This window comes from Aeromonas sp. EERV15, from assembly GCF_900079845.1.
Taxonomy (GTDB): Bacteria; Pseudomonadota; Gammaproteobacteria; order Enterobacterales; family Aeromonadaceae; genus Aeromonas; species Aeromonas sobria.
The window spans coordinates 96,670-120,996 of the sequence record NZ_FKKY02000017.1; the positions used below are offsets into that span (position 1 = coordinate 96,670).

Sequence of the window (24,327 nt, forward strand, 5' to 3'; positions counted from 1 at the left end):
GACTTTATCCCCGTGGGGGAGGGCAGACATGCCGTTGGTGGTGAAACTGACCTTGCAGTACCTGATTACTCACGCTGAATTTATCAAACAGGTAAATTCAATGTTGTTTTATCAGAAGCAGAGTTGCGTCAGATCAATTGTTGAGACGGGAAAAAAGCTGAAATGAGATCTGGATTGAAATTTATGAGAACTCAAGGCGTTGCATGGCGTGAGTTGGCAGATGAGGGATGGCTCTCTACCCAGGCGATTTACACATCCATGTTGGCGAGGGGGGCCATAGGCTGACCCCAGCCAGGTGGTGGGGTACCCAACAAGTGAGCCCATCAGCTCAGGGGTTTGCAGCTATTTAGTAATCATTAAAGTATCACTTACGCGCATCAACGAGGGAATTTTTCGCCAAACGACAGAATTGGTCATAACAACAACGCCGGGGCCAGCGTTGCAGCGAGAATGTTTGGCTCTGTATGAAGCTATTCTTTTCTTGGCGCCCTTGCTGGATGCACAAAACAGCAGGTAATGGCCCTTTTAGCGCGATCTCTATCGAAAATTGTGAAAAGACCAACGTTGTCAGATGAGGTATGGTTCTTGAACAGATGAGCATTCTTTAGATGCTGATGTTAATGGTTTGGTTGTTGCTGGAGGTTGTATGGCAGAGTTGCAAATTGAAAAGTCCACGGTGATCTCCCAACTCGAGGGCTCCGTGTTTGTCATCAGTGCAGATGGATCTGTCATACGAGCAACGGTGGGGATGGCATTGCAGCCGGGGGATCGCCTGCAAGCTGCCCAAGGGGGCCATTTTCAACTAGCCGAGCCGGGCAGTGATCTCGCAGGCGAACAAGATATGGCCGCCAAACCTGAGCCCGCCACACCTGCTGCTGATGGGCAACCGGCCGATCCGGAACTGGCCTCGTTGCAGGAGGCGATCCGTCAGGGTATTGACCCGACAGAATTGTTCCAGGAGACCGCCGCCGGCAACGCAGCTGCAGCCGCGGGCAATATCGGTGGTGTGGCCGGTTCCAGCTCGGGTGGTTTTGTGGTGGTCGATCGTACCAACGATGCCACCCTGGCCGAGGCCGGGTTCGATACCGATTATGCCGTGCAACCTGTGGGCGATGAGCTGCTGTTTTCCGAAGAGCGCGATTTCTTTGCCGCCATCACCATCACCGAGCCCCAAACCAGCGACAACATCATCAACGCCGATGAAGCGGCGGGTGTCATTATTCGTGGTGTAGTGGAGGACGTGGAGGTGGGCCAGCCGGTCACCGTCACCCTTATCGATCAGGCGGGCAATTCACTGACGGTGACGACCGTGGTGCTGCCCGGCCTGGTGTGGGAAGCCAATTTTGGCGATGTGACCGGCAAGCTGGTGGATGGCCCGCTGCAGATTGTGGCCAATACCCAGGATCAGGCGGGCAATAATGCCAGCGACACCGGACAGACCCTGCTCGATACCATCACCACCATTACCCTCGATCTCGCCGATGAGAGCGACAGCGGCGCCAGCCAGACCGATGATCTGACCCGCGACAATACCCCGCTGCTGCAGGGCAAAGGGGAGCCCGGCGCCACCGTGACCCTGAGCCTTGGTGGTAGCGTGCTCACCGTCCTGACGGTGGATGCCGCCGGTAACTGGCAATACCAGTTGCCGCAAACCCTGGCCGATGGCCAGTACCAGTTGCAGGTCAATTCAGTGGATATTGCCGGCAACCGCGCCAGCGATACCCTTGTTATCAATGTCGATACCCAGGCCTTCATCGATATCGATGATCTCGATTCCGCAGCCCTGTTTGGCAACAGCAGCGCCACCCTGAGCGGCTCCACCAGCAATGTGGAAGCGGGGCAGCGCGTCACTATTACTCTGGTCGACAGCAATGGCCAGCCGCTGCTGACTACCTCGGCACTGGTGGGGGCGGATGGCCGCTGGCAGGTGAGCGGCCTGGATCTCTCCGGCATCAATCAATCCTTTGAAGTGCGTGCCAGCGTCACCGATCTGGCGGGCAACAGTGCCAGCGATGGCGTGCCGCTGATCGGTCAGAGCGAGACCCTGACGCTCTCCGAAGCAGGGTTGGCCGATGGCCCGATCACCGCGACCGGCAGCCTCAATACCGGTGCAGGTCAGGATGGCAATCTGCAAGTACAGTTCGCCGCTGATCAGAGTGCGCTGGAAGGGCTGGGGCTCGTCAGCCATGGTGCGCCCCTTGGCTACACCATCAACGGTCAGACCCTGACCGCTACCGCCGGTGGGGCGACTGTCTTCACCCTGACCCTCAACAATGACGGCAGCTACCGCATCGTCTGGAGTCAAAGCGTGGATCACGGTCAAGACGCGTTGCGCCTGCCGTTCAACCTCGAATATCGCGATAGCGACGGCGATCTGGTGAAGGCGCCGCTGGTGATCAATCTGGTGGACAGCAATCCGCCCAGCTTCGAGATCCCGGCAATTCCCCTGACCGAAGATGCCTTTACCAACGGCGCCGCCGTGGTGGGCGAGAGCAGCTTTGTGGTCAAACACACCGCCGATCCCCTGCTGGTGGATTCGCTGGTGTTCAGCAATCAAAGCGGCACCCTGGCTACCCTCAACGGCTCGGGTCTTGCCAGCGATGGTCATCCGCTGACGTTTGAATTTGCCGATGATCGCACTCTGCTGGGTTACTACCTGGATGGCAGCGGTCAACGGGTGGAGGTGCTGCGCGCCGAGCTGACGGCGGAGCAGCAGGGCAGCGATCTGGCTGGTCGGGTGGTGGTCACGCTTACCGGCCCGCTGGATCACAAGGGCAGTGACAGCCTCTCCCTCGGCTTGCAGGTGAGCGCCAAAGAGATCGATGGCGACAGCACCAGCGCCAACCTGATGCTGACCGTCAATGATGGCAGTGATCCCGCATTGGGCATCGACAAGGGCGTCGCCCTGCAAGAGGGTGGCAACCAGAGTATTGATGGTCAGCTGCCGGTGACGGTGGGCAGCGATCGTCTGGTCTCCCTCAACTTTGAGGCTAACCAACCGGCGCTGGATGGGCTCACCAGCCAGGGCAAGGCGACGACTTACGAGGTGCAAGACAACCAGCTGATCGTCAAGGATTGGCTGGGCAAGGCAATCCTCACCGTTACCATCGGACTGGATGGCAAATACAATGTCTCCCTGACCGGGGTGTTTGACGAGCCGGAAGCGACCAACAGCCTCAATCTTGGCCTGAAGGTACAGGGTTCAGATTTTGACGGCGACAAGAGCAACCTCGGTACCCTCAATATCACCATTACTGACGGTGCCTTGCCGCAGGTTAATCCTGTCTCCCTCACCTTGACCGAAGATAGCAACTGGCAGCAGGGCCAGACCCTTAACGGTGATCTGACTATCACTGCTGGCAGCGATCCGCTGGCCAGCATCACTTTCGATGCCAATCAGCCGGGGCTGCAAGGATTCACCTCGGGCAAGCAGGCCGTGACCATCATGGTGGCCGATCATCTTATCGAGGGGCGCACCCCTGATGACACGCTGGTGTTTAAGCTGACCCTCGGCAACGATGGCAAATACAGCTTCACCCTCCATCAGCCGCTGGATCAGGGCAGTGCCGACAGCCTGCTCAAGGCAGGCTTTACCCTGTTCGACAGCGATGGCGATAAGGTTGCCTCCACCATTACCGTAGCGGTAGGTGATGGCGCCAATCCGACCATCTCTGCCGTGACCGGCACCACCATCACCGAGATGGCGCAAGGTGAGGCGGCCGCGGTCAGCACCATGAGTTTCTCGGTGGCGCACGGCAGCGATGCCCTCGACCCCAACTCCCTTGGCTTTGATATCGCCGTTATTCAGAGCACCCTGACCGGCTTGACCAGTCATGGCAATCCGGTCACTTTCGCCGTTGACCCCGCAACCGGCCAGCTGGTTGGAACCGCCGGTGGGCAGGTGGTGTTGCGTGCCGAGCTGACTCTGCTCGACAACAACGGCAACTGGAGCGTCACCGCCAAAGTCACCCTGACGGGCGAGCTGGATCACAAGGGCAGCGAATCCCTCAACCTGCCGCTGGCTGTCACCCTTGCCGACAAGGATGGCGACCGCATCGGTACCACGCTGCCGCTCACCATTGCGGACGGCAAGGCACCGAGCTTTATCCCGGGCACCGGGGTGACCCTGGATGAGGGGGACCTCACTGGCAGCAACAGCTTGAGCCAAACCGGTCACTTCGATGTGCAAGCCGGGTCGGATCGGGTGGTTGAAGTAGCCTTTGCCGATGCCAGACAGCAACCGGTCCTCACCGCCCTCGGCCAGAGCGTCAAATACGAGTTGGTTGATGGGGATCCCGCCATCCCCAGCAGTCAGCTGCTCAAGGGCTATGTCGAGGTCAATGGCCTGCGGGTCGAGGTGTTCGAGGTCAAGCTGGTTGGTAACCTCGCTCAGGCCGGCAAGAACGGGTTTGACTATCAGGTGACCCTCTATCAGGGGCTTCATCAGGGCGGCAACGCCGTAACCGAGCTGCCCATCAAGGTGATCGTCAACGACTACGACAAGGCGGGTGGTAACAACGACAGCACCAGCGGCACCCTCAATATCAAGATTGGGGAAGGGGAGAAACCGACCCTCACTCTGACCGGAGTGAACCTCAATGAAGGGCGCTTCGATGGCGCCAATTCGGCCACCGATGATCAGCAAGCCAGCGGCAAGATCACCATCAAGGCTGACTCGGATCCGGTGACTGATGTGCGATTGACGCTATCCGGTCAGGTCATGGATGTCAGCGGCAAGCCCATCACCCATAACGGCGAAACCCTGACCTGGAAAGCGGTTGGCACCGATGGCCATACCTTCCAGGCAGTGACCAGTGGTGGTCTGGTGGTGATGACGGTCTCCATCCCCACTGTCCCTAGCACCATCGCCGCTCACACCAGCGCAGAGATCGGTTATCAGGTGACGGTGCATACCAACCTGGATCACGGGGCGGACAACACGCTGGCGCTGACCCTGCCAGTCGAAGTCACCGACAGCGACGGCAGCAAAAATCAGGGGGCAGCCACTATCACGGTAAGTGACAGTGCAGATCCTCTGCTTGGTCTGGATAAAGGCGTCGCCCTGCAAGAGGGGGGCAACCAGAGCATCGATGGTCAGCTGCCGGTGGCGGTGGGCAGCGATCGTCTGGTCTCCCTCAACTTTGAGGCCAGCCAACCGGCGCTGGCGGGGCTCACCAGCCAGGGCAAGGCGACAACTTACGAGGTTCAAGACAACCGGCTGATCGTCAAGGATTGGCAGGGAAAGACGATCCTCACCGTCACCATCGGGCTGGATGGCAAATACAGCGTCTCCCTGACCGGCGTGTTTGACGAGCCGGTGGCTACCAACAGCCTCAACCTTGATTTGAAGGTACAAGGCAGCGATTTTGACGGGGACAAGAGCAACCTTGGTACCCTCAATATCACCATTACTGACGGTGCCTTGCCGCAGGTTAATCCTGTCTCCCTCACCTTGACCGAAGATAGCAACTGGCAGCAGGGCCAGACCCTTAACGGTGATCTGACTATCACTGCTGGCAGCGATCCGCTGGCCAGCATCACTTTCGATGCCAATCAGCCGGGGCTGCAAGGATTCACCTCGGGCAAGCAGGCCGTGACCATCATGGTGGCCGATCATCTTATCGAGGGGCGCACCCCTGATGGCACGCTGGTGTTTAAGCTGACCCTCGGCAACGATGGCAAATACAGCTTCACCCTCCATCAGCCGCTGGATCAGGGCAGTGCCGACAGCCTGCTCAAGGCGGGCTTTACCCTGCTCGACAGCGATGGCGACAAGGTCTCCTCAACCATTACCGTGGCGGTAGGTGATGGTGCCAATCCGACCATCTCCGCCGTGAGCGGCACCACGATCACCGAGATGGCGCAAGGGGAGGCGGCCGCGGTCAGCACCATGAGTTTCTCGGTGGCTCACGGCAGCGATGCCCTCGACCCCAACTCCCTTGGCTTTGATATCGCCTCCATTCAGGGCACCCTGACCGGCTTGACCAGTCATGGCAATCCGGTCACCTTCTCCCTCGATGCCAACGGCCAGTTGGTCGGGACCGCCGGTGGGCAGGTGGTGCTGCGCGCCGAGCTGAGTCTGGTCGACAACAACGGCAACTGGAGTGTCACCGCCAAGGTCACCTTGAGCGGCGAGCTGGATCACAAGGGCAGTGAATCCCTCAACCTGCCGCTGGCCGTCACCCTTGCCGACAAGGATGGCGACCGCGTGAGTACCACGCTGCCGCTCACCATCGCCGATGGCACGGCTCCGAGCTTTATTGCTGGCACTGGGGTGACCCTGGATGAGGGAAACCTCACCGGCAGCAACAGCCTGAGTCAAACAGGCCACTTTGACGTGCAAGCCGGGTCGGATCGGGTTGTCGAGGTGGCATTTGCCGATGCCAGCGAACAACCTGCGCTGACCGCATTGGGTAAACCGGTGCAGTACGAGCTGGCTGATGGCAATAGCGCCATCCCCGGTAGCCAGCTGATCAAGGGCTATGTGATGGTGGATGGCCAGCGGGTCGAGGTGTTTGAGGTCAAGCTGGTTGGCAGCCTCGATCAGGCGGGCAAGAACGGATTTGACTATCAGGTCACCCTCTATCAAGGGCTTCATCAGGGCGGCAATGCCGTGACCGAGCTGCCCATCAAGGTGCTCGTCAACGACTACGACAAGGCGGGCGGTAACAACGATAGCACCAGCGGCACCCTCAATATCCAGATTGGGGAAGGGGAGAAACCGACCCTCACCCTGACCGATGTAACCCTCAATGAAGGGCGCTTCGATGGCGCCAACTCGGCAGTGGATGACCAGCAGACGAGCGGCAAAATCACCATCAAGGCTGACTCGGATCCGGTGACCGATGTGCGACTGACCCTCTCCGGTCAGGTTATGGATGCCAGCGGCAAACCCATTACCCACAATGGCGAAGCCTTGACCTGGAAAGCGGTTGGCAGCGATGGCCATACCTTCCAGGCTGTGACCAGCGGTGGTCTGGTAGTGATGACGGTGTCCATCCCCACTGTGCCCGCCAGCATCGCCGCTCACACCAGCGCAGTGATCGACTATCAGGTGACGGTGCATACCAACTTGGATCACGGAGCCGACAACAAGCTGACGCTGACCCTGCCGGTCGAAGTCACCGACAGCGATGGCAGCAAGAATCAGGGTTCCGCCACTATCACGGTAAGTGACAGCGCAGATCCTGTGCTCGGTTTGGATAAAGGCGTTGCGCTGCAAGAGGGGGGCAACCAGAGCATCGATGGCCAGCTGCCGGTGACGGTGGGCAGCGATCGTCTGGTCTCCCTCAATTTTGATGCCAACCAACCGGCGCTGGCGGGGCTCACCAGCCAGGGCAAGGCGACAACCTATGAGGTGCAAGATAACCAGCTGATCGTCAAGGATTGGCAGGGCAAGGCTATCCTCACCGTTACCATCGGGCTGGATGGCAAATACAGCGTTTCCCTGACCGGCGTGTTTGACGAGCCGGAGGCGACCAACAGCCTTAACCTTGGCCTGAAGGTACAGGGCAGCGATTTTGACGGGGACAAGAGCAACCTCGGTATCCTCAATATCACCATTACTGATGGTGCCTTGCCGCAGGTTAATCCTGTCTCGCTCACCCTGACCGAAGATAGCAACTGGCAGCAGGGCCAGACCCTTAGCGGCGATCTGGCTATCACCGCGGGCAGCGATCCGCTGGCCAGCATCACCTTCGATGTCAGTCAGCCGGATCTGCAAGGGTTCACCTCGGGCAAGCAGGCCGTGACCATCACGGTGGCCGATCACCTGATCGAGGGGCGCACCCCCGATGGCACGCTGGTGTTTGAGCTGACCCTCGGCAACGATGGCAAATACAGCTTCACCCTCCATCAGCCACTGGATCAGAGCAGTGCCGACAGCCTGCTCAAGGCGGGCTTTACTCTGCTCGACAGCGATGGTGACAAGGTCTCCTCCACCATTACCGTGGCGGTGGGTGATGGCGCCAATCCGACCATCTCCGCCGTGACTGGCACCATGATCACCGAGATGGCACAAGGGGAGACGGCTGCGGTCAGCACCATGAGTTTCTCGGTATCTCACGGTAGCGATGCCCTCGACCCCAATTCCCTTGGTTTTGATATCGCAAAAATCCAGAGCACCCTGACCGGTTTGACCAGCCATGGCAACCCGGTCACTTTCTCCCTCGATGCCAACGGCCAGTTGGTCGGGACCGCCGGTGGACAGGTGGTACTGCGTGCCGAGCTGAGTCTGGTCGACAACAACGGCAACTGGAGCGTCACCGCCAAGGTCACCCTGAGCGGCGAGCTGGATCACAAGGGGAATGAATCCCTCAACCTGCCGCTGGCCGTCACCCTGGCCGACAAGGATGGCGATCGCATCGGTACCACGCTGCCGCTCACCATCGTGGATGGCAAGGCACCTAGCTTTATCCCGGGCGCTGGTGTGACCCTGGATGAGGGGAACCTCACCGGCAGCAACAGCCTGAGCCAGAGCGGTCACTTTGATGTGCAAGCTGGGTCGGATCGAGTGACCGAAGTGGCGTTTGCCGATGCCAACGAACAGCCTGCGCTGACCGCATTGGGTAAACCGGTGCAGTTCGAGCTGGTTGATGGGGATTCGGCTATCCCCGGCAGTCAGCTGCTCAAGGGCTATGTCGAGGTCAATGGCCTGCGGGTCGAGGTGTTCGAGGTCAAGCTGGTTGGCAGCCTCGATCAGGCGGGCAAGAACGGGTTTGACTATCAGGTGACCCTCTATCAGGGGCTTCATCAGGGCGGCAACGCAGTGACCGAGCTGCCCATCAAGGTGATCGTCAATGACTACGACAAGGCAGGTGGCAACAACGACAGCACCAGCGGCACCCTCAATATCCAGATTGGGGAAGGGGAGAAACCGACCCTCACCCTGACTGGCGTGACCTTAAGCGAAGGGCGCTTCGATGGCGCCAACTCGGCCACCGACGACCAACAGACGAGCGGCAAGATCACCATCAAGGCTGACTCGGATCCGGTGACTGATGTGCGATTGACCCTCTCCGGTCAGGTCATGGATGTCAGCGGCAAGCCCATTACTCACAATGGCGAGAGCTTGAGCTGGAAAGCGGTTGGCACCGATGGCCACACCTTCCAGGCAGTGACCAGTGGTGGTCTGGTGGTGATGACGGTCTCCATCCCCACTGTCCCCGCCAGCATCGCCGCCCACACCAGCGCCGAAATTGGTTATCAGGTGACGTTGCACACCAACCTGGATCACGGCACTGACAACAAGCTGACGCTGACCCTGCCGGTCAAGGTCACTGATAGTGATGGCAGCGTGACCACCGGCAGTACCACTGCGGTGATCAATGATGCGGCCAATCCAGTGATCACCAACATCGAGGGGGGGGCAGTCAAGGAGTCGGATCTCAATGGTGGCAGTGGCCAGCATGGGGGCACCAGCCCCTCAGGCACGGGAGAAGTTGCAATCGGCCAGGTGACGATTGCAGCCGGGAGTGACCGGGTGGTCTCTCTGCAACTGGATGTGGCCCGTTTCAACGCCCTCAACACCCTAACCTCGGGGGGCAAGGTCGTCACCATTGGCGCCGATAGCCAGCCGGGTGTCTACCTTGGCAAGGACAGTGCAGGCAAGCTCATCTTCAAGCTGACTCTGGATGTCTCCGGTCGTTATACCTTCAAGTTGATCGGCAATCTGGATCACAGCGCCCAAGGCAAGGATCTGCTGGACATTAAGTTGCCGCTACAGGCATTGGACCGTGACGGAGACCTCAGTGCCGAAGTGATTGGCCATGTGAGCGTGCAGGATGATGTGCCCCTTGCGGTTGATGCGAGACAGGCTCTGAATGAAGGTGCGAACGTGACCGGCGATCTGCTGGCCACTGCCAGCGAGGGAGCGGACGATGCGGCAGTGAAATCGGTGACCATCAATGGCACCGAGCACCCCATCGCCGCCAAGGGCGACACCACCATTGCGGTCACAGACAGCACTGGGCAGACCATAGGCACCCTGGTGATCAATGCTGAGGGTAATTACAGCTTTACTGCCAAACCCGGTATCGATCACAGCAATACTACGCTGGTACAGCAGATAGAGTTTCATCTGGTGGACGGGGACCGAGATACTGATGATGGGGTCCTGACCCTGACTATCGGGGATGAGGCAGGCCAACTTACCGTGATCGCGGCCACCGGCCAAGAGGATGCGGGGGCGACCAATCCCGGCCAGGGGATCCCCATCACCATGAGCCTGGATGTGGGGGATTTCGATCGGGGCGAGCATGTGGAGCAGTTGCTTATCCAGGCGCCTGCCAATGCCCAGGGCACCTTCTATTTCAACGGTGTCGCACTGACCACCATCACCCAGGGTGGCAAGACCTGGTATCAGGTGCCGCCAGAGGCCATGGTGGCGGTGGCCAATACCAACGACAAGTTCCAGCTGACCGGCGTCACCTTCGTACCAAATCACGACTACTCGAGCTACAACAACGGGGGCAGCGCGCTGCGCTTCCCGGTGCAATTACAGGTGGGCGTCACCGAGGGGGACAAGCCACCGGTGTTGACCGGCAATCTGGACATTACGGTAGAGGGCATTGCCGACAAGCCGCTCTGGGATGGGGCGAGCACGAATCAGCACTATAACACCAATGAGGACAGCACTGGCATCGCGCTCAACGTGAAGGCTGCGCTCACCGACACCGATGGCTCCGAAACCCTGAGCTACCAGATTAAGTGGGAGTCGGGCAAGGGCGCGCTCATGCTCAACGGGGTTGAACTCAAGCCAAACGCCAGCGGACTCTACACCGTCTCTGCCAGTGACATTAACAAGGTGACCGTGGTTCCGGGCAAGGATTTCAGTGGTGACATCAAGCTGTCGGTGACCCCGATCAGCACGGAGCAGAACCCGATCGCTCTGGGTCAGGGTACGGCGCAGGGAGACAAGATTGAGCTGGTGATCAACGTCAATCCGGTGGCGGATGACGCCAAGCTGACAGTGCGCGAGATCCAGGGCAAGGAAGATACCCTGCTCGATCTGGGCAACAAGATCTCTCTGGCCCATCTGGGTGACAAACTCGATGGCTCCGAGCAGATGTTTGTCCGCATCAGTGGCTTGCCTGCCGGTGCAACCTTGTTGTTGGGGGGCGTCGCCGTGGCGTGGAACGCGGCGGGTTACTATGAGGTTCCCTACAATCGCATTGGCGAACTCAAGCTGCAGCCGCCGAAAAACAGCAACGTCGATTTTGACCTCACCATCAAAGGGGTGGTGAAAGACACCGCCACCTTGACCGATGCCAATGGTCAACCCCATACCGTGGTCAGCGAGAAAGAGGCAGGTCGTCAGACACTTCATGTGGATCTGGTGGGGGTGGTCGATAGACCGGACTTTATCCTCAATGGTACCCACTGGACCCATGATGGCATTGGTCAAGGCTACAGCATCACCGTGGCCGAAGATGGCAAAGCGCCGCTCAACTTCAAGCTGGTTTCCGGTGAACTGGCGGCGACCCCGTTAGATACCTCGGAAAGCCTTAACCTAGTGCTGAGTGGTCTGCCGGAAGGGGCCAAGGTATTCGATGCCAGCGGTAAGGCGCTGACGCTTACCTTTGCCGGACTCGATGCCCATGGCAAGCCGACCTATCAGGTTAATGTCTCGGATCTTGGTAATCTGGTGATCCAGCCGCCCCATAACAGCACGGCGGATTTGAACCTGATCGCCAAGGTGGTGGTGACCGAGAACGATGGTGATCACAAGAGCTTTGAGGTGCCCCTGCATATCAAGGTTGAGCCGGAGATCGATGCCACCAACTACAGCAATACCAGCCATGGCCTTGAAGATCAGTTTGTGGTGCTGGACTGGCATCCGGTGCTGAGCGATGGCGCCGAGAAGGTGACACACCTCACTCTCTCAGGCATCGAGCCCGGTTACGAGATCTGGATCCGGGTGGGTGGGGTCGAGACCCAGCTCATCGTGAACGGCGGTGGGGTGGACTTGAGTGACACAGATCTGAAGAGCCTGTTAAACGGCGGCCAGCTGTTGGTGAAAGCACCGGAAGATAGCGACAGGGATACCACCATCCAGAGTCATGTCACCGTGACCCAGCAGGATGTGGATTCCAATGTGGTGGTTAACAAGGTGATTGATGGTCAGCTGCATGTGGATATCCAGGCTGTGGTAGAGCCGGATGGCGAATTGCAGATAGACAACCCAATCTTGATTGGTTTCCTCGATCAACCAGTGGATCTGGTGGGTGCATTCAGTTTTGACGACCGCGATCCCAGCAGCAGTGAACGGATCGACTATCTGGTGATCAGCGATTTGCCTCCTGGATTTGTCGTCAATGGCGGTATCAGCGATGGTAAGGGCAACTGGACTGTTCCGGCTGGCAATCTGGGCAATTACAGCTTGCATGCGCCAGATGGCTTTACCGGCCGGGTTAATTTCAAGGTAAGTGCTCGGATTCTGGACTATAGCGATGACGGAGATATCAGTGCCCCCGTGATTCGCGAAATGCCCGTGTCGGCAATCTTCATCTTTGCCAACGCGACCGATGAAAAGGCAGCCCAGATCATATTCCAACCTGCTGCCGTAGTCGGGGTTGAGGATCATGTTGTCGATCTCGGGGCTCAGCTCAAATCGCAGATTGTGATTGCGAGCAAGGATAGTAATCACGATGAAGTGAGCATTGTCATCACAGGGCTCCCACCGGGAGTCACTTTGCAGGGGCTTAATTATGACTTCGTCAATGGCGAATACCTGATCAAACTGCCGACCAGCCTGAGTGGTCTGGAGAATTTGACGCTGGGGTTACCCACTGATTACGCCGGTACACTCAATCTGAACGTGCGAGTCGTTAATACCGATACCACCAGCGGTGATACCAAGCTGGTCGAGAAGCAAGTCACTCTCTCCATCACTCCGGAAGTAGATATCAACGGTGGCCAGGATGGTCAGCCCGAGCTGACGCTGCAGGTCAAGGATGTGAACGGTCAGCCCAGCAACCTGGAAGACACCGAGATCCACCTCGATCTCTCGGTCAAACTGGCTGATATCAGCCCTAGCGTGGCTGCTGGTGGCCTCGAGACGGTGAAGGCGGTGACCATTACCGTCGATCCCAAGTTTGGCTATTTCCTGGTCGGCAATCAGCCACTGACCACCCTGGTGGTCAGTGGTGTGGCGGCGCTTAAAGATCTGGTGTTTGTGCCCAAAGAGCACTTTAGCGGCAAGGTGCCGCTCGATATCCAGGTCGATATTCTCGATACCGCCACCACCGGCACGGCGCAAGCCAGCTGGAACGGGCATGCAGAGTTTGAGATAAAATCGGTCAACGATCCGGCCAAGCTCACGGTGCACAGTGTCACGGGGAGCGAGGATGGTACGGTCAACCTTGCCGGATTTGGTGCAACCCTTATCGACAACGATGGCTCGGAGCAGATCGTCGCGCTGCAGATCAAGGGAGTACCGGATGGCTTCACCCTGTCGGCTCCGGCGGTCAACAATGGCGGCGGCGTATGGCAGATCCCGGTGGGGACCGACTTCTCCAAGCTGGCCCTGATCCCGCCAGCGGACTTCAGCGGCACAGTCGATCTAACCTTCAGTGCTTTCACTCTTGATAAAGGTCTGACGGTGCCATGGGAGGAGCCTGGCAGTTTCAAGGTGACGATTAACCCGGTGGGGGATGCCATCATAGCCGATATTCAGGGTCAGGCGAGCGGTACCGAAGGGGATGTGATCACCCTGGATCTGGGGCTGGAGACCCGGGATACCCAGCCAACCGGCGGCAATGCGGGTAATGTGCATGAGAACAAGCCGGAGCAGGTGCGAGTCACCATCGAAGGGGTCCCTGATGGCGCCCAGATCCGCTTGCCAAACGGCGTAGTGGGGACGGTTGTTGATCTGGGTGGCGGTCGCTGGCAGGTCACCACCGAGGGTGGCAAGCTTGGCGCGGTCGAGTTGGTGACCAATGATGCCAACGGTACACTGGATCTCAAGATCACGGCTCAGAGCCTCGATAACGGCGCCCTTGGCCCCGTGGTCAATGGCACCATCCATGTGGATGTGAGCCTAGTCAACGATGCGCCCATTAACGTATTGCCAACGACCCCTCAGGTCGCGCAGGAAGATCAACCTTTCATCATCCACGGCTTGCAGGTGAAAGATGTTGATGCGGGCAGCAGCCCCATCAAGATCACCCTGTCGGTGGAGCATGGCACCCTGACGCTGCCGGCTGGCAGCGGCGTGACTGTGGTCGGCAACGGTACCGGTTCTCTGGTGCTGACCGGCACGCTGGCCGATCTCAATGCCTTGCTCTCTGGTGGGGTGACCTATCAGGGCAACAGTGATTTCCACGGCAGTGACGCCCTGACCATGGTCACCAACGATCAGGGGAATACCGGTAGTGGCGGGGCGCTCAGCGATACCGATGTGCTGCCCATCGAGGTGCAGCCGGTCAACGATGCGCCGATCAATCAGCTGCCAACTGCGCCGCTGGTGGCGCAGGAAGATCAGCCGTACACCATCCACGGCCTGCAGCTGAAGGATGTGGATGCGGGTAGTAGCGCCATCGAGGTTCGCCTCTCGGTGGCGCACGGCACCCTCAATCTGGTGGCGGGCAGCGGGGTGACGGTGACCGGCAACGGTAGCGGGATGCTGGTGCTCAGCGGGCCGCTGGATGCCATCAATGCGCTGCTGTCCGGTGGGGTGACTTATCAGGGTGAGCAGGACTTCAATGGTCAGGATCAGCTCACCATGGTGACCAATGATCTTGGCAATAGCGGCAGTGGTGGCGCGCTGAGCGATACCGACGTGGTAGCCATCGAAGTGCAGCCGGTCAACGATGCCCCGGTCAATCAGCTGCCTAGCAGCATGACGGTGAAGGAAGATGGCTCCCTGTCGCTCTCCGGCGTCAGCGTGAAGGATGTGGATGCAGGCAGTGCGCCTGTCTCCATGGTGCTGCGGGTCGAGCATGGTGTACTGACCCTGCTGGGGGCGACTGGCGCTGTGGTTGTGCAGGGGGCGGGGACCAGCGAGATCTCCCTGGTGGGGTCGCTGACCGATCTCAACCAGTTGCTGGCAAGCAACCTTCACTATGAACCGGCCAAAGATTTCTGGGGGCAGGACACGCTCACAGTCACTACCTCTGATCAAGGCAACAGCGGCGCAGGCGGGGCGAAGAGTGATACCGATCAGGTGGCCATCACGGTCACGGCCGAGCCAGATATGCCGAGTCTGACCGTGGATCAGCAGGCGTTCCATGCCTTGCAGGGGGCCGTTATCCCCCTTGGCATCAACGCCAGCGTGGTCAATCCGGCAACCGGCGAGCTCTCCATCCGCATCAGTGGTCTGGATGGGGCGCAAGTGCAGGACGAGCATGGCCAGAGCGTCGGTCATGCCGATGGCAATGGCGATTGGCTGATCCCGGCCGATCACTCGGCTCCGCTCTTCTTCAGCGGTTTTGGTGACGGTGACCATGTGCTGGGGATCAGTGCCGAGTCGAGTGTTGGTGGTTCAACCTTTAGCACGCCCCTTGAGACCATCCCGGTGCACGGCCAGAGTGGTCATGAGCTGGTCGGTTCGGATCAGGGGGATTGGTTGTTTGGCTCCGCCGGTGATGATCGTCTGCTGGGGGGGCATGGCAACGACATCCTCACCGGCGGGGCTGGCAGCGATCTCTTCGTCTGGCAGCACGGGGACGAGAGGCGTCAGGGGCAGCCCGCGATCGATACCATCACCGACTTCCACCCGGAGCAGGGGGACAAGATCGATCTGGCCGACATGCTGCAGGGTGTCACAGGCAATGGTGTCGATGATCTGCTCAAGCATCTCTCAGCCTCGGTGACCATGGGGAGCAATGGCCTGAGTGATGTGAATCTGTCGGTTTCGCCCGCGGGTGATGGCCAGATAACCCAGCAGATCACCCTGAAGGATGTGGACCTGACCAGCTGGCATCTGGCCACTACCTCGTCCCACGATGTGCTGCAGAGCATGCTGGATAACCACAGTCTGATCACTCAGCACCCCTGATAGTGTGGTGGCCTTTTTGAGGCCGACTTATGTGGTGTGTTTCATGGGGCGCTTCGGTGCCCCATGCACATACTGTCTGATCGCAATTCCCTTCCGTGATTTGATGGCTGATTGCCACAGCGCTGCAAACAGGTCGTCGCTGTGTTATCCATAGCGTCAATGAGGGGGATATGAATGCGCCTAAAGCTGCTCAAGGTGGATCAAATGGTGTGCTGCGCTGGCCAATATGGCTTGTTGTTGTGGCTCGGGTTGCCCATCCCAATTGGCATAGGGCAGGGCGAGGCTGGGATTGCTGCCAAGTTTATCCCGATTGCACCAGAGAAAGTGCCACTAGAGACTCTTGAAGGGGCAGCTCCACCCACTCGATGGCATCCACATAGATGCCGAGATACCACTGATCCATCTCATCAGGATTGATCCCCGCCAGCAGGGCAAGTGACGTGGCGTGCGCTTGGGTAAGATAACGAACAGGGGGCGCGGGCGGATCAACGTCACTGCCGGTTTACTGCTTATGTGTATGTTTTATGAGCACTTGCTCTGCTCCCGGTCTGATCCATCACGGGCTTAATGCAGGTCTCGGCAGTAAGTCCCATCGCAACGCCAAATAGTAAGGCCCAGTGAAAACCGCCCAGTAAAAAAGCCCCCGCATCAAGGTGCGGGGGCTTTTTGTTTATCGAGGCGGAGCAGGGGTTAGACCGCCTGATACTCCAGCTCGACGGAGCCCAGCGCCTTGAGGGTGGACTGGGCGGAGTCACGCTGGCTGATCTGGCCGTTTTTGCTCTCCAGCAGCACGGCGCGGTTGATGGTGGCGAGATCTTCACCGCCCAATACCGCGTGGGCACAGGCCATCTGCATCGGCGGCAGGCTGGGGTTGAAGGCGGCGTTCTCGGCGTAACGGCCAGTGAACATACGACCATCGGCAAACTGCAGCGCCACAGCGGCATAGCCCTGGCTGTAAGGGGCATAGCTTTGACGGGCGGCAGTCAGCGCGGCTTGCCACAGCGGGTCTTCGCTTTGAAGCGATAGCTCTGCGTGATCCTGCGGGCTCATCAGCGCATCTGTGATGTCGAGATCCGCCGGGCCGAACGAGTGGGGCAGGAAGGATTGCAGGGTGCTCAAGTCATCGGGCAGAGAAACTTTGAGGATCTTGGCGGTGCTCAGCTCATTCATAAACTGACGGCAGTGGCCACAGGGGGTGTAGTTGACGGTGATCTCGCTGATCCCGGTCTCGCCGCCCAGCCAGGCGTTGGAGATGGCAGACTGCTCGGCATGGACCGAGTGGAACAGCCCTTGCCCCGCAAACTCCATGTTGGCGCCGAAGTACCAGCTGCCGCTCAGGCCGCAGGCGATGGCACCGACATAAAATTTGGAGATGGGCGCCACCGAGCAGGCGGCAGCCAGCGGCAACAGGGCGAGGCGCAGAGCGCGCTCATCGAGGCCTGTGGCGGCTTTCAGGGTGGCGACTTGCTCCGGGGTGAAGCGGGCGTTGAATTCGGCACTATCCAGCATGGGCTGCACGGCTGCTTTGAGCGGAGCAGAGAGGGTATCGAATGGCTTGGCAAAACGGGGATGCATAGTGTGTCCTCAAAGGCCAATTGGGCGGCCATTGTAGGGAGCAAGCTCAGGTAAATGTGTGAGCAGGCTCACGCCCTGACGGGCAAACGGAGGCTGATGGTAATGGAAACGTTTGTCTTGTGCAAATTGTGCGGCAGGTCGCACCCCGAGAGGCCTGCAGGCCCCTCGGGGTGGTCAATAGGTGGTCAATGGGTAGTCAGATCAGCCAGTGATAGATGGCAAACAGCAGGGGGGCAACGGCAGCGGTGAGGATCCCGCATACCACCATGGCCAGCGATGCAAAAGCTCCCTGGGTGATCCCCTTCTCGGCGGAGGTGGCGGTGCCGATGGCATGGGCACAGGCCCCCATGGCAAGACCTTGCGCTTCCGGGTCGGTCACTTTCAGCAGTTTGAGCAGTGGGTAGCCGATCAGCGCGCCGACAATCCCCACCACCACGACTACGGCCGCCGCGATGGCGGGAATACCGCCGATGGACTGGCTGACACTCATGGCGAGCGGGGTAGTAATGGATTTGGTGGCGAGTGATGCCAGCAGTGCCGGATCTGCGCCCATAAAATGACCGATCAGCAGGGTTGTGCACACCGAGATCAAGACGGAGGCGAGGGTACAGATTAGGATGGGCTTGAGCTTGGCCTGAATTTGGCGTGCCTGCTGATAGAGCGGCAGCGCCAGCGCCACCACGGCGGGCTCCAGCAGCATGGTAATGGGGCTGCTGCCGCGCTCGTACTGCTCAAGAGGCAGATCGAACCAGAGCAGCAGGCCGATGATCACCGCGGTCGGCACCAGCACCGGATTGATGATGGGCCAGGGCAGGCGGCGATAGAGGGCGCGGGTGGTGAAATAGAGCGCGAGCGTCAGGGGGATAGCGCACCAGAAGATCATTTGTTCATCCTCTGGTAGAGCCGACCGACGGTAGCGAGGATCAGCACAATCCCGAGCACGATACAGAGCATGATCAGGCCGAAGGATTGGCGCAGGGGCTCAAGCCAGGCCACCAGCCCGACCGCTACCGGCACGAACAGCACGCCCATGTGGCGCAGCAGCAAGCCTGCTCCCTGCTCGACCCAGTGCAGCTTGATCAGTTGCAGGGAGAGCAGCACAAACAGCAGCAGCATGCCGATGATGCTGCCGGGGAAGGCAAACGGCAGGATAGCTGCCACGGTTTTGCCTGCCAGCAGGCAGGCGACGATGACCATAAAGTCACGAAGGAACAGCAAGGCACGTTGCGCGATCACGTGAGCCCCATCGACTGTGAAGAAAAATGCAGTTTACCAGAGAGGCCGGGTCGCGGCATTAAAACAATAACAACTGAAATCAGTTCGTTTGAAGCTGATTTGTATGACGATGATCTGTTGAACAATCTTTTGAACATCGTCTGATAGCACCCTTTTCGAACTACAAGGAGTAGTGATGACATCCCTCTTGTCCCGAGTTCGCCTGCTGGCGAACGATAATGCGTTGCCATCCCACCTGCTGCAAACCCGTCAGTGGGAAGGGCCTCTGTGCCGGGTGCGGCTCGACAACACCGGCGTTGACGCCACCCCGGTTGAGTGCTGGGTGCTGTTTGACGGCAAGCTTGGCCTGCCGCTGGAGAGCGCCATTTATGGCGAAGGATTCCAGATGCTGGCCCAGACCATGGGCAGCTGGCAATCACCGCAGCCGGTCGGCCGTTGTCCCGATGCCAGCGTCTATCGCATTACCGACGACAATGGCTACCATACCGTTCACAACCTGCTGCTGGTGGAACATGGCAAGGGGTGGCTGCTGCTCGCCTTTGCCAGCTGCCACCGTTTTGGCGGGGAGTTTCGCCTCTACCCCGATGGTCGCTTGCAGATCCTGATGAACGGCGAAGGGCGGGAGCTCTCGGCTGGTGAGCACTGGCAGAGCGAGGCGCTGATCTGCCTGGAAGGGGCGGAGCGCGAGGATCTGCTGGCCGAGCTGGCACAGCTGATCGAGGCCGAGCACGGCTCGCTGATCGGCCAGGTGAGTGATCGCCCGAGCGGTTGGTGCTCCTGGTATCACTACTACGCCGAGGTGAGCGCTGCCGATATTCGCGAAAATCTGCAGGTGCGTGCCGAGCGTTTCCCGGCCCTGCGCTATGTGCAGATCGACGATGGCTATCAGGCCAAAATGGGTGACTGGCTCACTCCCTCTGCCAAGTTCGAGCAAGGTGTGGCATCACTGGCTGCGGAGATCAAACAGGCTGGCTGCGAACCGGCCCTCTGGGTCGCTCCCTTTATCGCCGAGCCCGGTTCGCAGGTGTTTCAGGATCACCCCGACTGGTTTGTGAAGGGGGATGACGGACTGCCGCTCCCCTCCGAGCGGGTGACCTATGGCGGCTGGCGCTGTACCCCTTGGTATGTGCTGGACGGTACCCACCCCGAGGTGCAAGCGCACCTCGAGCGGGTGTTTCGTACCCTGCGCGAGCAGTGGGGCATCCATTACTTCAAGCTCGATGCCAACTTCTGGGGCGCCATCCACGGTGGCCGTTTCCACGATCCGGCAGCCACACGGGTTGAGGCCTATCGGCGCGGTATGGCTGCCATCTTGCGCGGCGCAGGGGAGGGAGCCTTCTTGCTCGGTTGCAACGCCCCGATCTGGCCAAGTCTTGGGCTGGTGCACGGGATGCGGGTGAGTGACGATGTGGAGCGCAATGGCCACCGCTATCGCCAGATCGCCCGCGAGGCGTTTTGCCGCGCCTGGCAAAACGACAAGCTCTGGGCCCTCGATCCCGACTGCATCTGCTTGCGGGATCTGCCGACCCAGCAGGCCAGCAAGGCGGATTACCGCTTCCATCTGGCCACGCTGGTGGCGAGCGGCGGCATGACCCTGGCGGGTGATCGACTTCAAGATCTCGACGAGGAGCAGGCGGCGCAACTGCGCAAGCTGCTGGCGCTTTGTGCGGCCCGGACACCCTCTGCCCGTTTCGAGTCGATGGACTTTGCCTGTGGCGAAGTGAACCTGCCGCAAGGGGGATCCTTGCTCTGCCTGTTCAACTGGGAGGGACAACCACAAGAGTTTCTGCTGCCGGAAGGGGGAACCGATTTTTGGCAAGGGCAGGCTGTCGGCACGGCGGTGACCCTGCAAGGGGGCGAGGGGCAGGTGATCCACTACACCTGATCATTGCGTCACAACAAACAATTCAGGCTCCATCACGGAGCCTGAATTGTTTCAATCAGCGGTTATCAGCCACGGTTGTCAGTAACGCCACTCAAAACCGACGGCGTATTTGGCGGAGCCATAGCCCGGGATGTCACTGCCGGAGGCGATCGCCTTGAGGGTCAGCAACGGGGTGATGGGCACCCCCAGACCAAAACCGATGGCCAGTTGGTCATTAGGGTTCCCCATCAGATCGACCCGCATCACCCGATAGAGCGACATATCCTGGCTCAAGTGGGTATAAGCCTGAGAGGCGCGGTTATAGACCTGGCCAAATACCTCCAGTTGAAAACCCGCCTGGGCAGTGATGACTAATGGCACCCCGACAAACTTGTAGAGGTTGGAGTCGTTAAAGTAGCTGTTGGTGATCTGGGGGGTGAAGTCAGTTTGCTGGTAAAGGGTGCTGAAGTTGTGTTCGACGATCTGGTAGGTCTGCTCTGGCAGACGGGCAAGATAATCCGGCACATCGAACCGGTATGCGGCGTTGGCTGCCAGTGGCAGCAGGGCCAGTAATCCGAGCAGTGCGTGGTGACGAGGCATCAGCAAATGGCTTCCGTTCGGCCAAAGAGATCTCTTGCTTGGGAGACATCCGCCCTGGATGTTGCAAGATATTGGTTTTTGGGGAAATCCCCTTCGTCATTATGACCTGAAGAAGGGGATGGGCGGGAAGGATTTATTGTGAAATTACTCACAACTCATAAATCTTCCAGATAGCGATAGAGACTCTTGAGGATGGCAAAGTTCCGTTCGTTACTCTGATTCTGCTCCGCCAGCGCTTCGAGACGGGGTACATAGTCTGGCAGACGACGGCTGAAGTAGTCGCTGCAGTGCAGACGCCAGCGTTTCTGCTCCGCCTCGCTCAGGGTGTGCGGCCAGTTGCGGGCGCGGTAGCGGAACAGCATCTCGGGCAGGCGTGAGTCGGTGAAGGCAAACTCCCGCTCCCCCAGCTGATCTGCGGGGGTTGCACGCACCAGATCCATGGTGGACTTGTCACCGTGGCCAAAGAATCCGGCGTAGAGCTGGGTATCGGGGTCGCTGTCATTGCTGCCAGCAAACTCCTGATTGAACACCTCCACCAGTTTTTCTCGCACCTCGGGATGGGCGCGCAGCAGATCCAGGCTCTTGCGGCACTGCTCCCTATCGATGCCAAGCTGGTCGGCCCGCTCCGGGGTCAGGGTAGCGGCCGGTGCCAGCACCGGGCACTTATTGATGTGTACCAGCTTGACCGGAATAGCCGCCAGATCCCCCAGCTCCTCTTTCTTGGTATAGAGGCGCTCGCGGATCTCCTCGCTCGACAACTCGATAAGCGGGGTGGGGTCACGGGTCAGATCCACCATGATCACCGCATTCTGGTTGGTCGGGTGCCAAGCAAGCGGCGACACCCAGCTCACGCAACCTTGCCAGGGGGAGAACATGCCGGAAACGTGCACCAGCGGCTTCATGGTCACCACATCAATCAGCGCCTTCACCTTGTTCTTGTTGCGCAGATCAAAGAGATAGCCAAACAGCTTGGGCTGAGCCTTTTTTACCAGTTTGGCCATCTCGATGGTAGCCAGCACGTCGGAGAGCGCATCATGGGCATTGGCGTGCGACACGCCGTTGGCGACCGTCAGCTTCTCCAGCCGGAAACTCGGCTTGCCCTCATCATCAAACGCCCACTCGATCCCCTCTGGCCGCAGGGCATAGCAGGCCCGCAGCATGTCGAGGATATCCCAGCGGGAGTTGCCGTTTTGCCAAGCGTAGGCGTAGGGGTCATAGAAGTTGCGATAGAGGGTGTAGCGGGTCACTTCGTCATCGAAGCGGATGCTGTTGTAGCCCAGTACGCAGGTATTCTGAGTGGCGAACTGCTCGTGGATCTGGCGAATGAAATCCGCCTCGCACAGCCCGTCCTTCATCGCCTTTTGTGGCGTGATGCCGGTTATCAGGCACGCCTCCGGGTCCGGCAGGTAGTCCGCTGGCGGCTTGCAATAAATCACCAGCGGCTCGCCAATGATGTTGAAATCTGCATCGGTACGAATACCGGCAAACTGTGATGGCCTGTCCTTGGCAGGGCTGATGCCGAAGGTCTCGTAGTCGTGGAAATAGAAGGTAGGATTTGTCTGCTGGTTCATTTCGTGGTTCTGAATTGTGTCTATATGCTTGAAAAACAAGTCGTTATACGGAGTGTTATCTCAGATTGTCTCACTTTGTCCGACCTTGATTCAGTCCGTTTCAGACCAGTTTGGTACATATCTGTGTACACGTTAGGACGCGTTAATGTGTCAGTGAAAAATCAGATGACCAGTCACAGGAGAGTCATATGCCACTTACTGATACGAAGCTACGGGCCCTCTATGGTAAGCCCTACTTTGGCAAGACGGAATTGTCAGACCGTGATGGATTGTCAGCTCGGGTCACCGAGCGAGGCACCATCTCGTGGCAATATCGCTATCGCTGGCAAGGAAAAGCGGCGAGACTCAAAATTGGACGCTATCCCGACCTTAAACTCGCTGATGCCAGGGCGTTGATCCCTGCAATCCGTGGTGCACTTGAGCGTAATGAACATCCCAGAGTTTTCTGGGATAAGCTCCACCAGAAGCATGATGTCACACTTAAACAGTGCTGCGAGCATTTTCGTGAACACCATCTGCCCAAGCTGCGGCCCCGTACGGTCATGCTCTATGAGCATACCATGCAGCGCTATTTCGAACCTCTGTTTATTGGTATTCCGGTTGAACAGATCCCGTTTTCGAGCTGGCTGGAGTGGTTTGATAAGATTGGCAAGAAAAAGCCGAAAAACGCAGGGCATTTATTGCGCAGATTAAAGTCCATTCTTAGTTTTTGTATTCGGCGTAATCTCATTGGCGGCTCCCCGGTGCTGCAATTACGCACCGAAGATGTGGGCTCTCAACCTGAGAGAGGTACTCGTGTGTTGACCATGCGTGAACTTGCTCAGATTTGGATTGCATTTGAACAGAGCAGGGCCAGCCGCGGATTAAAATTGGCAGCCAAATTGGTGATCCTGCTTGGTTGTCGCAGTGGCGAGGCATTGGGTGCACAGTGGAGTGAGTTCAATATGGAGGAGCAAATTTGGACGGTTCCCGCTGCTCGTGCCAAATGTGGGGCGCCAATACGTAGGCCTATTCCTACGAGAGTGATGACGTTGTTGCAAGAAACGGCAGCGAGATCTCGGCTAAAGGGCGGCCCTGTATGTCGCTCGCCAGTGAATCCGAAAAGGTCATTGAGTAGTGCATCTCTCATCCAGTTAGCAGAGCGTGTGCGAGATAAGCTGGATCTGCCGTATTGGCGTATGCATGACATGCGTCGGACGCTGAGTACGCGTTTATCGGAAGAACGCGTCATGCCTCAGGTAACCGAGAAAATGCTTGGCCACCGAATGGCGGGTGTGATGGCTATTTACAATCTTCATGATTGGACCAATGAGCAACGTGAGGCATATGAGTTATGGGATAAAAAATTAATGGAAGCTCATGTACAGGATCTTTAGCGGCAACCAATTGAAATAGATATAAAAAAGGCTTCGTTTGTGATCTGATTTTATCGCCAAACAAAATCAACACGCGCGAAGCCTATGACCATTATTAATGCTAATCAC

8 protein-coding genes and 1 pseudogene are annotated in these 24,327 nt (G+C 58.6%); 3 read left to right on the forward strand and 6 right to left on the reverse strand.

The annotated features are described in order from the left end of the window. Positions 1 to 646 precede the first annotated feature (646 nt). Complete coding sequence (locus tag BN4575_RS21300) at positions 647 to 15,997, forward strand: retention module-containing protein (RefSeq protein ID WP_083221059.1); 15,351 nt, start codon at positions 647 to 649, stop codon at positions 15,995 to 15,997. 180 nt (positions 15,998 to 16,177) lie between these two features. Here the strand turns inward: BN4575_RS21300 and BN4575_RS21305 are convergent. The 4 genes and pseudogenes from BN4575_RS21305 to BN4575_RS15400 all read right to left on the reverse strand — a co-directional run. Continuing rightward, positions 16,178 to 16,439, reverse strand: a pseudogene (locus BN4575_RS21305) (cryptochrome/photolyase family protein); the annotation flags it as partial. 248 nt (positions 16,440 to 16,687) lie between these two features. Continuing rightward, positions 16,688 to 17,572, reverse strand: coding sequence for a cytidine deaminase (gene cdd / locus BN4575_RS15390; RefSeq protein ID WP_068978842.1), 885 nt, complete (start codon positions 17,570 to 17,572; stop codon positions 16,688 to 16,690). A gap of 196 nt (positions 17,573 to 17,768) precedes the next feature. Further along, complete coding sequence (locus BN4575_RS15395; RefSeq protein WP_042023703.1) at positions 17,769 to 18,455, reverse strand: LrgB family protein; 687 nt, start codon at positions 18,453 to 18,455, stop codon at positions 17,769 to 17,771. After that, positions 18,452 to 18,808 carry a CidA/LrgA family protein gene (locus BN4575_RS15400; protein WP_042023702.1) on the reverse strand — a complete coding sequence of 119 codons (357 nt, stop codon included), beginning with the start codon at positions 18,806 to 18,808 and terminating at the stop codon, positions 18,452 to 18,454. The genes BN4575_RS15395 and BN4575_RS15400 overlap by 4 nt, the downstream gene beginning before the upstream one ends. A gap of 175 nt (positions 18,809 to 18,983) precedes the next feature. Between BN4575_RS15400 and BN4575_RS15405 the strand changes: the two genes are divergently transcribed. Further along, the gene (locus tag BN4575_RS15405; RefSeq protein ID WP_068978843.1) at positions 18,984 to 20,693 is read left to right on the forward strand and encodes a glycoside hydrolase family 36 protein; all 1,710 of its coding nucleotides are present in this window, start codon (positions 18,984 to 18,986) and stop codon (positions 20,691 to 20,693) included. A 78-nt stretch (positions 20,694 to 20,771) separates the two neighbouring features. Here BN4575_RS15405 and BN4575_RS15410 read toward each other — a convergent pair whose 3' ends face one another. Together BN4575_RS15410 and sbcB are read right to left on the reverse strand one after the other, a co-directional pair. After that, positions 20,772 to 21,272, reverse strand: a complete 501-nt coding sequence (locus BN4575_RS15410) for a hypothetical protein (protein ID WP_042024061.1) — start codon at positions 21,270 to 21,272, stop codon at positions 20,772 to 20,774. Positions 21,273 to 21,427: 155 nt separating this feature from the next. Further along, positions 21,428 to 22,843 (reverse strand): exodeoxyribonuclease I, encoded by a 1,416-nt coding sequence (gene sbcB, locus BN4575_RS15415; RefSeq protein WP_068978844.1) that lies wholly within the window; start codon positions 22,841 to 22,843, stop codon positions 21,428 to 21,430. A gap of 188 nt (positions 22,844 to 23,031) precedes the next feature. On the opposite strand from sbcB, the gene BN4575_RS15420 reads away from it, so the two are divergent. Continuing rightward, a complete protein-coding gene (locus BN4575_RS15420; protein ID WP_068978845.1) occupies positions 23,032 to 24,219 on the forward strand; it encodes a tyrosine-type recombinase/integrase in 1,188 nt (395 codons plus the stop codon). Positions 24,220 to 24,327 lie beyond the last annotated feature (108 nt).

Coding starts and splice junctions, on each gene's coding strand:
- BN4575_RS15405 (WP_068978843.1), top strand. CDS start 18,984: ATGACATCCCTCTTGTCCCGAGTTCGCCTGCTGGCGAACGATAATGCG.
- cdd (WP_068978842.1), bottom strand. CDS start 17,572: ATGCATCCCCGTTTTGCCAAGCCATTCGATACCCTCTCTGCTCCGCTC.
- BN4575_RS15395 (WP_042023703.1), bottom strand. CDS start 18,455: ATGATCTTCTGGTGCGCTATCCCCCTGACGCTCGCGCTCTATTTCACC.
- sbcB (WP_068978844.1), bottom strand. CDS start 22,843: ATGAACCAGCAGACAAATCCTACCTTCTATTTCCACGACTACGAGACC.
- BN4575_RS21300 (WP_083221059.1), top strand. CDS start 647: ATGGCAGAGTTGCAAATTGAAAAGTCCACGGTGATCTCCCAACTCGAG.
- BN4575_RS15420 (WP_068978845.1), top strand. CDS start 23,032: ATGCCACTTACTGATACGAAGCTACGGGCCCTCTATGGTAAGCCCTAC.
- BN4575_RS15410 (WP_042024061.1), bottom strand. CDS start 21,272: ATGCCTCGTCACCACGCACTGCTCGGATTACTGGCCCTGCTGCCACTG.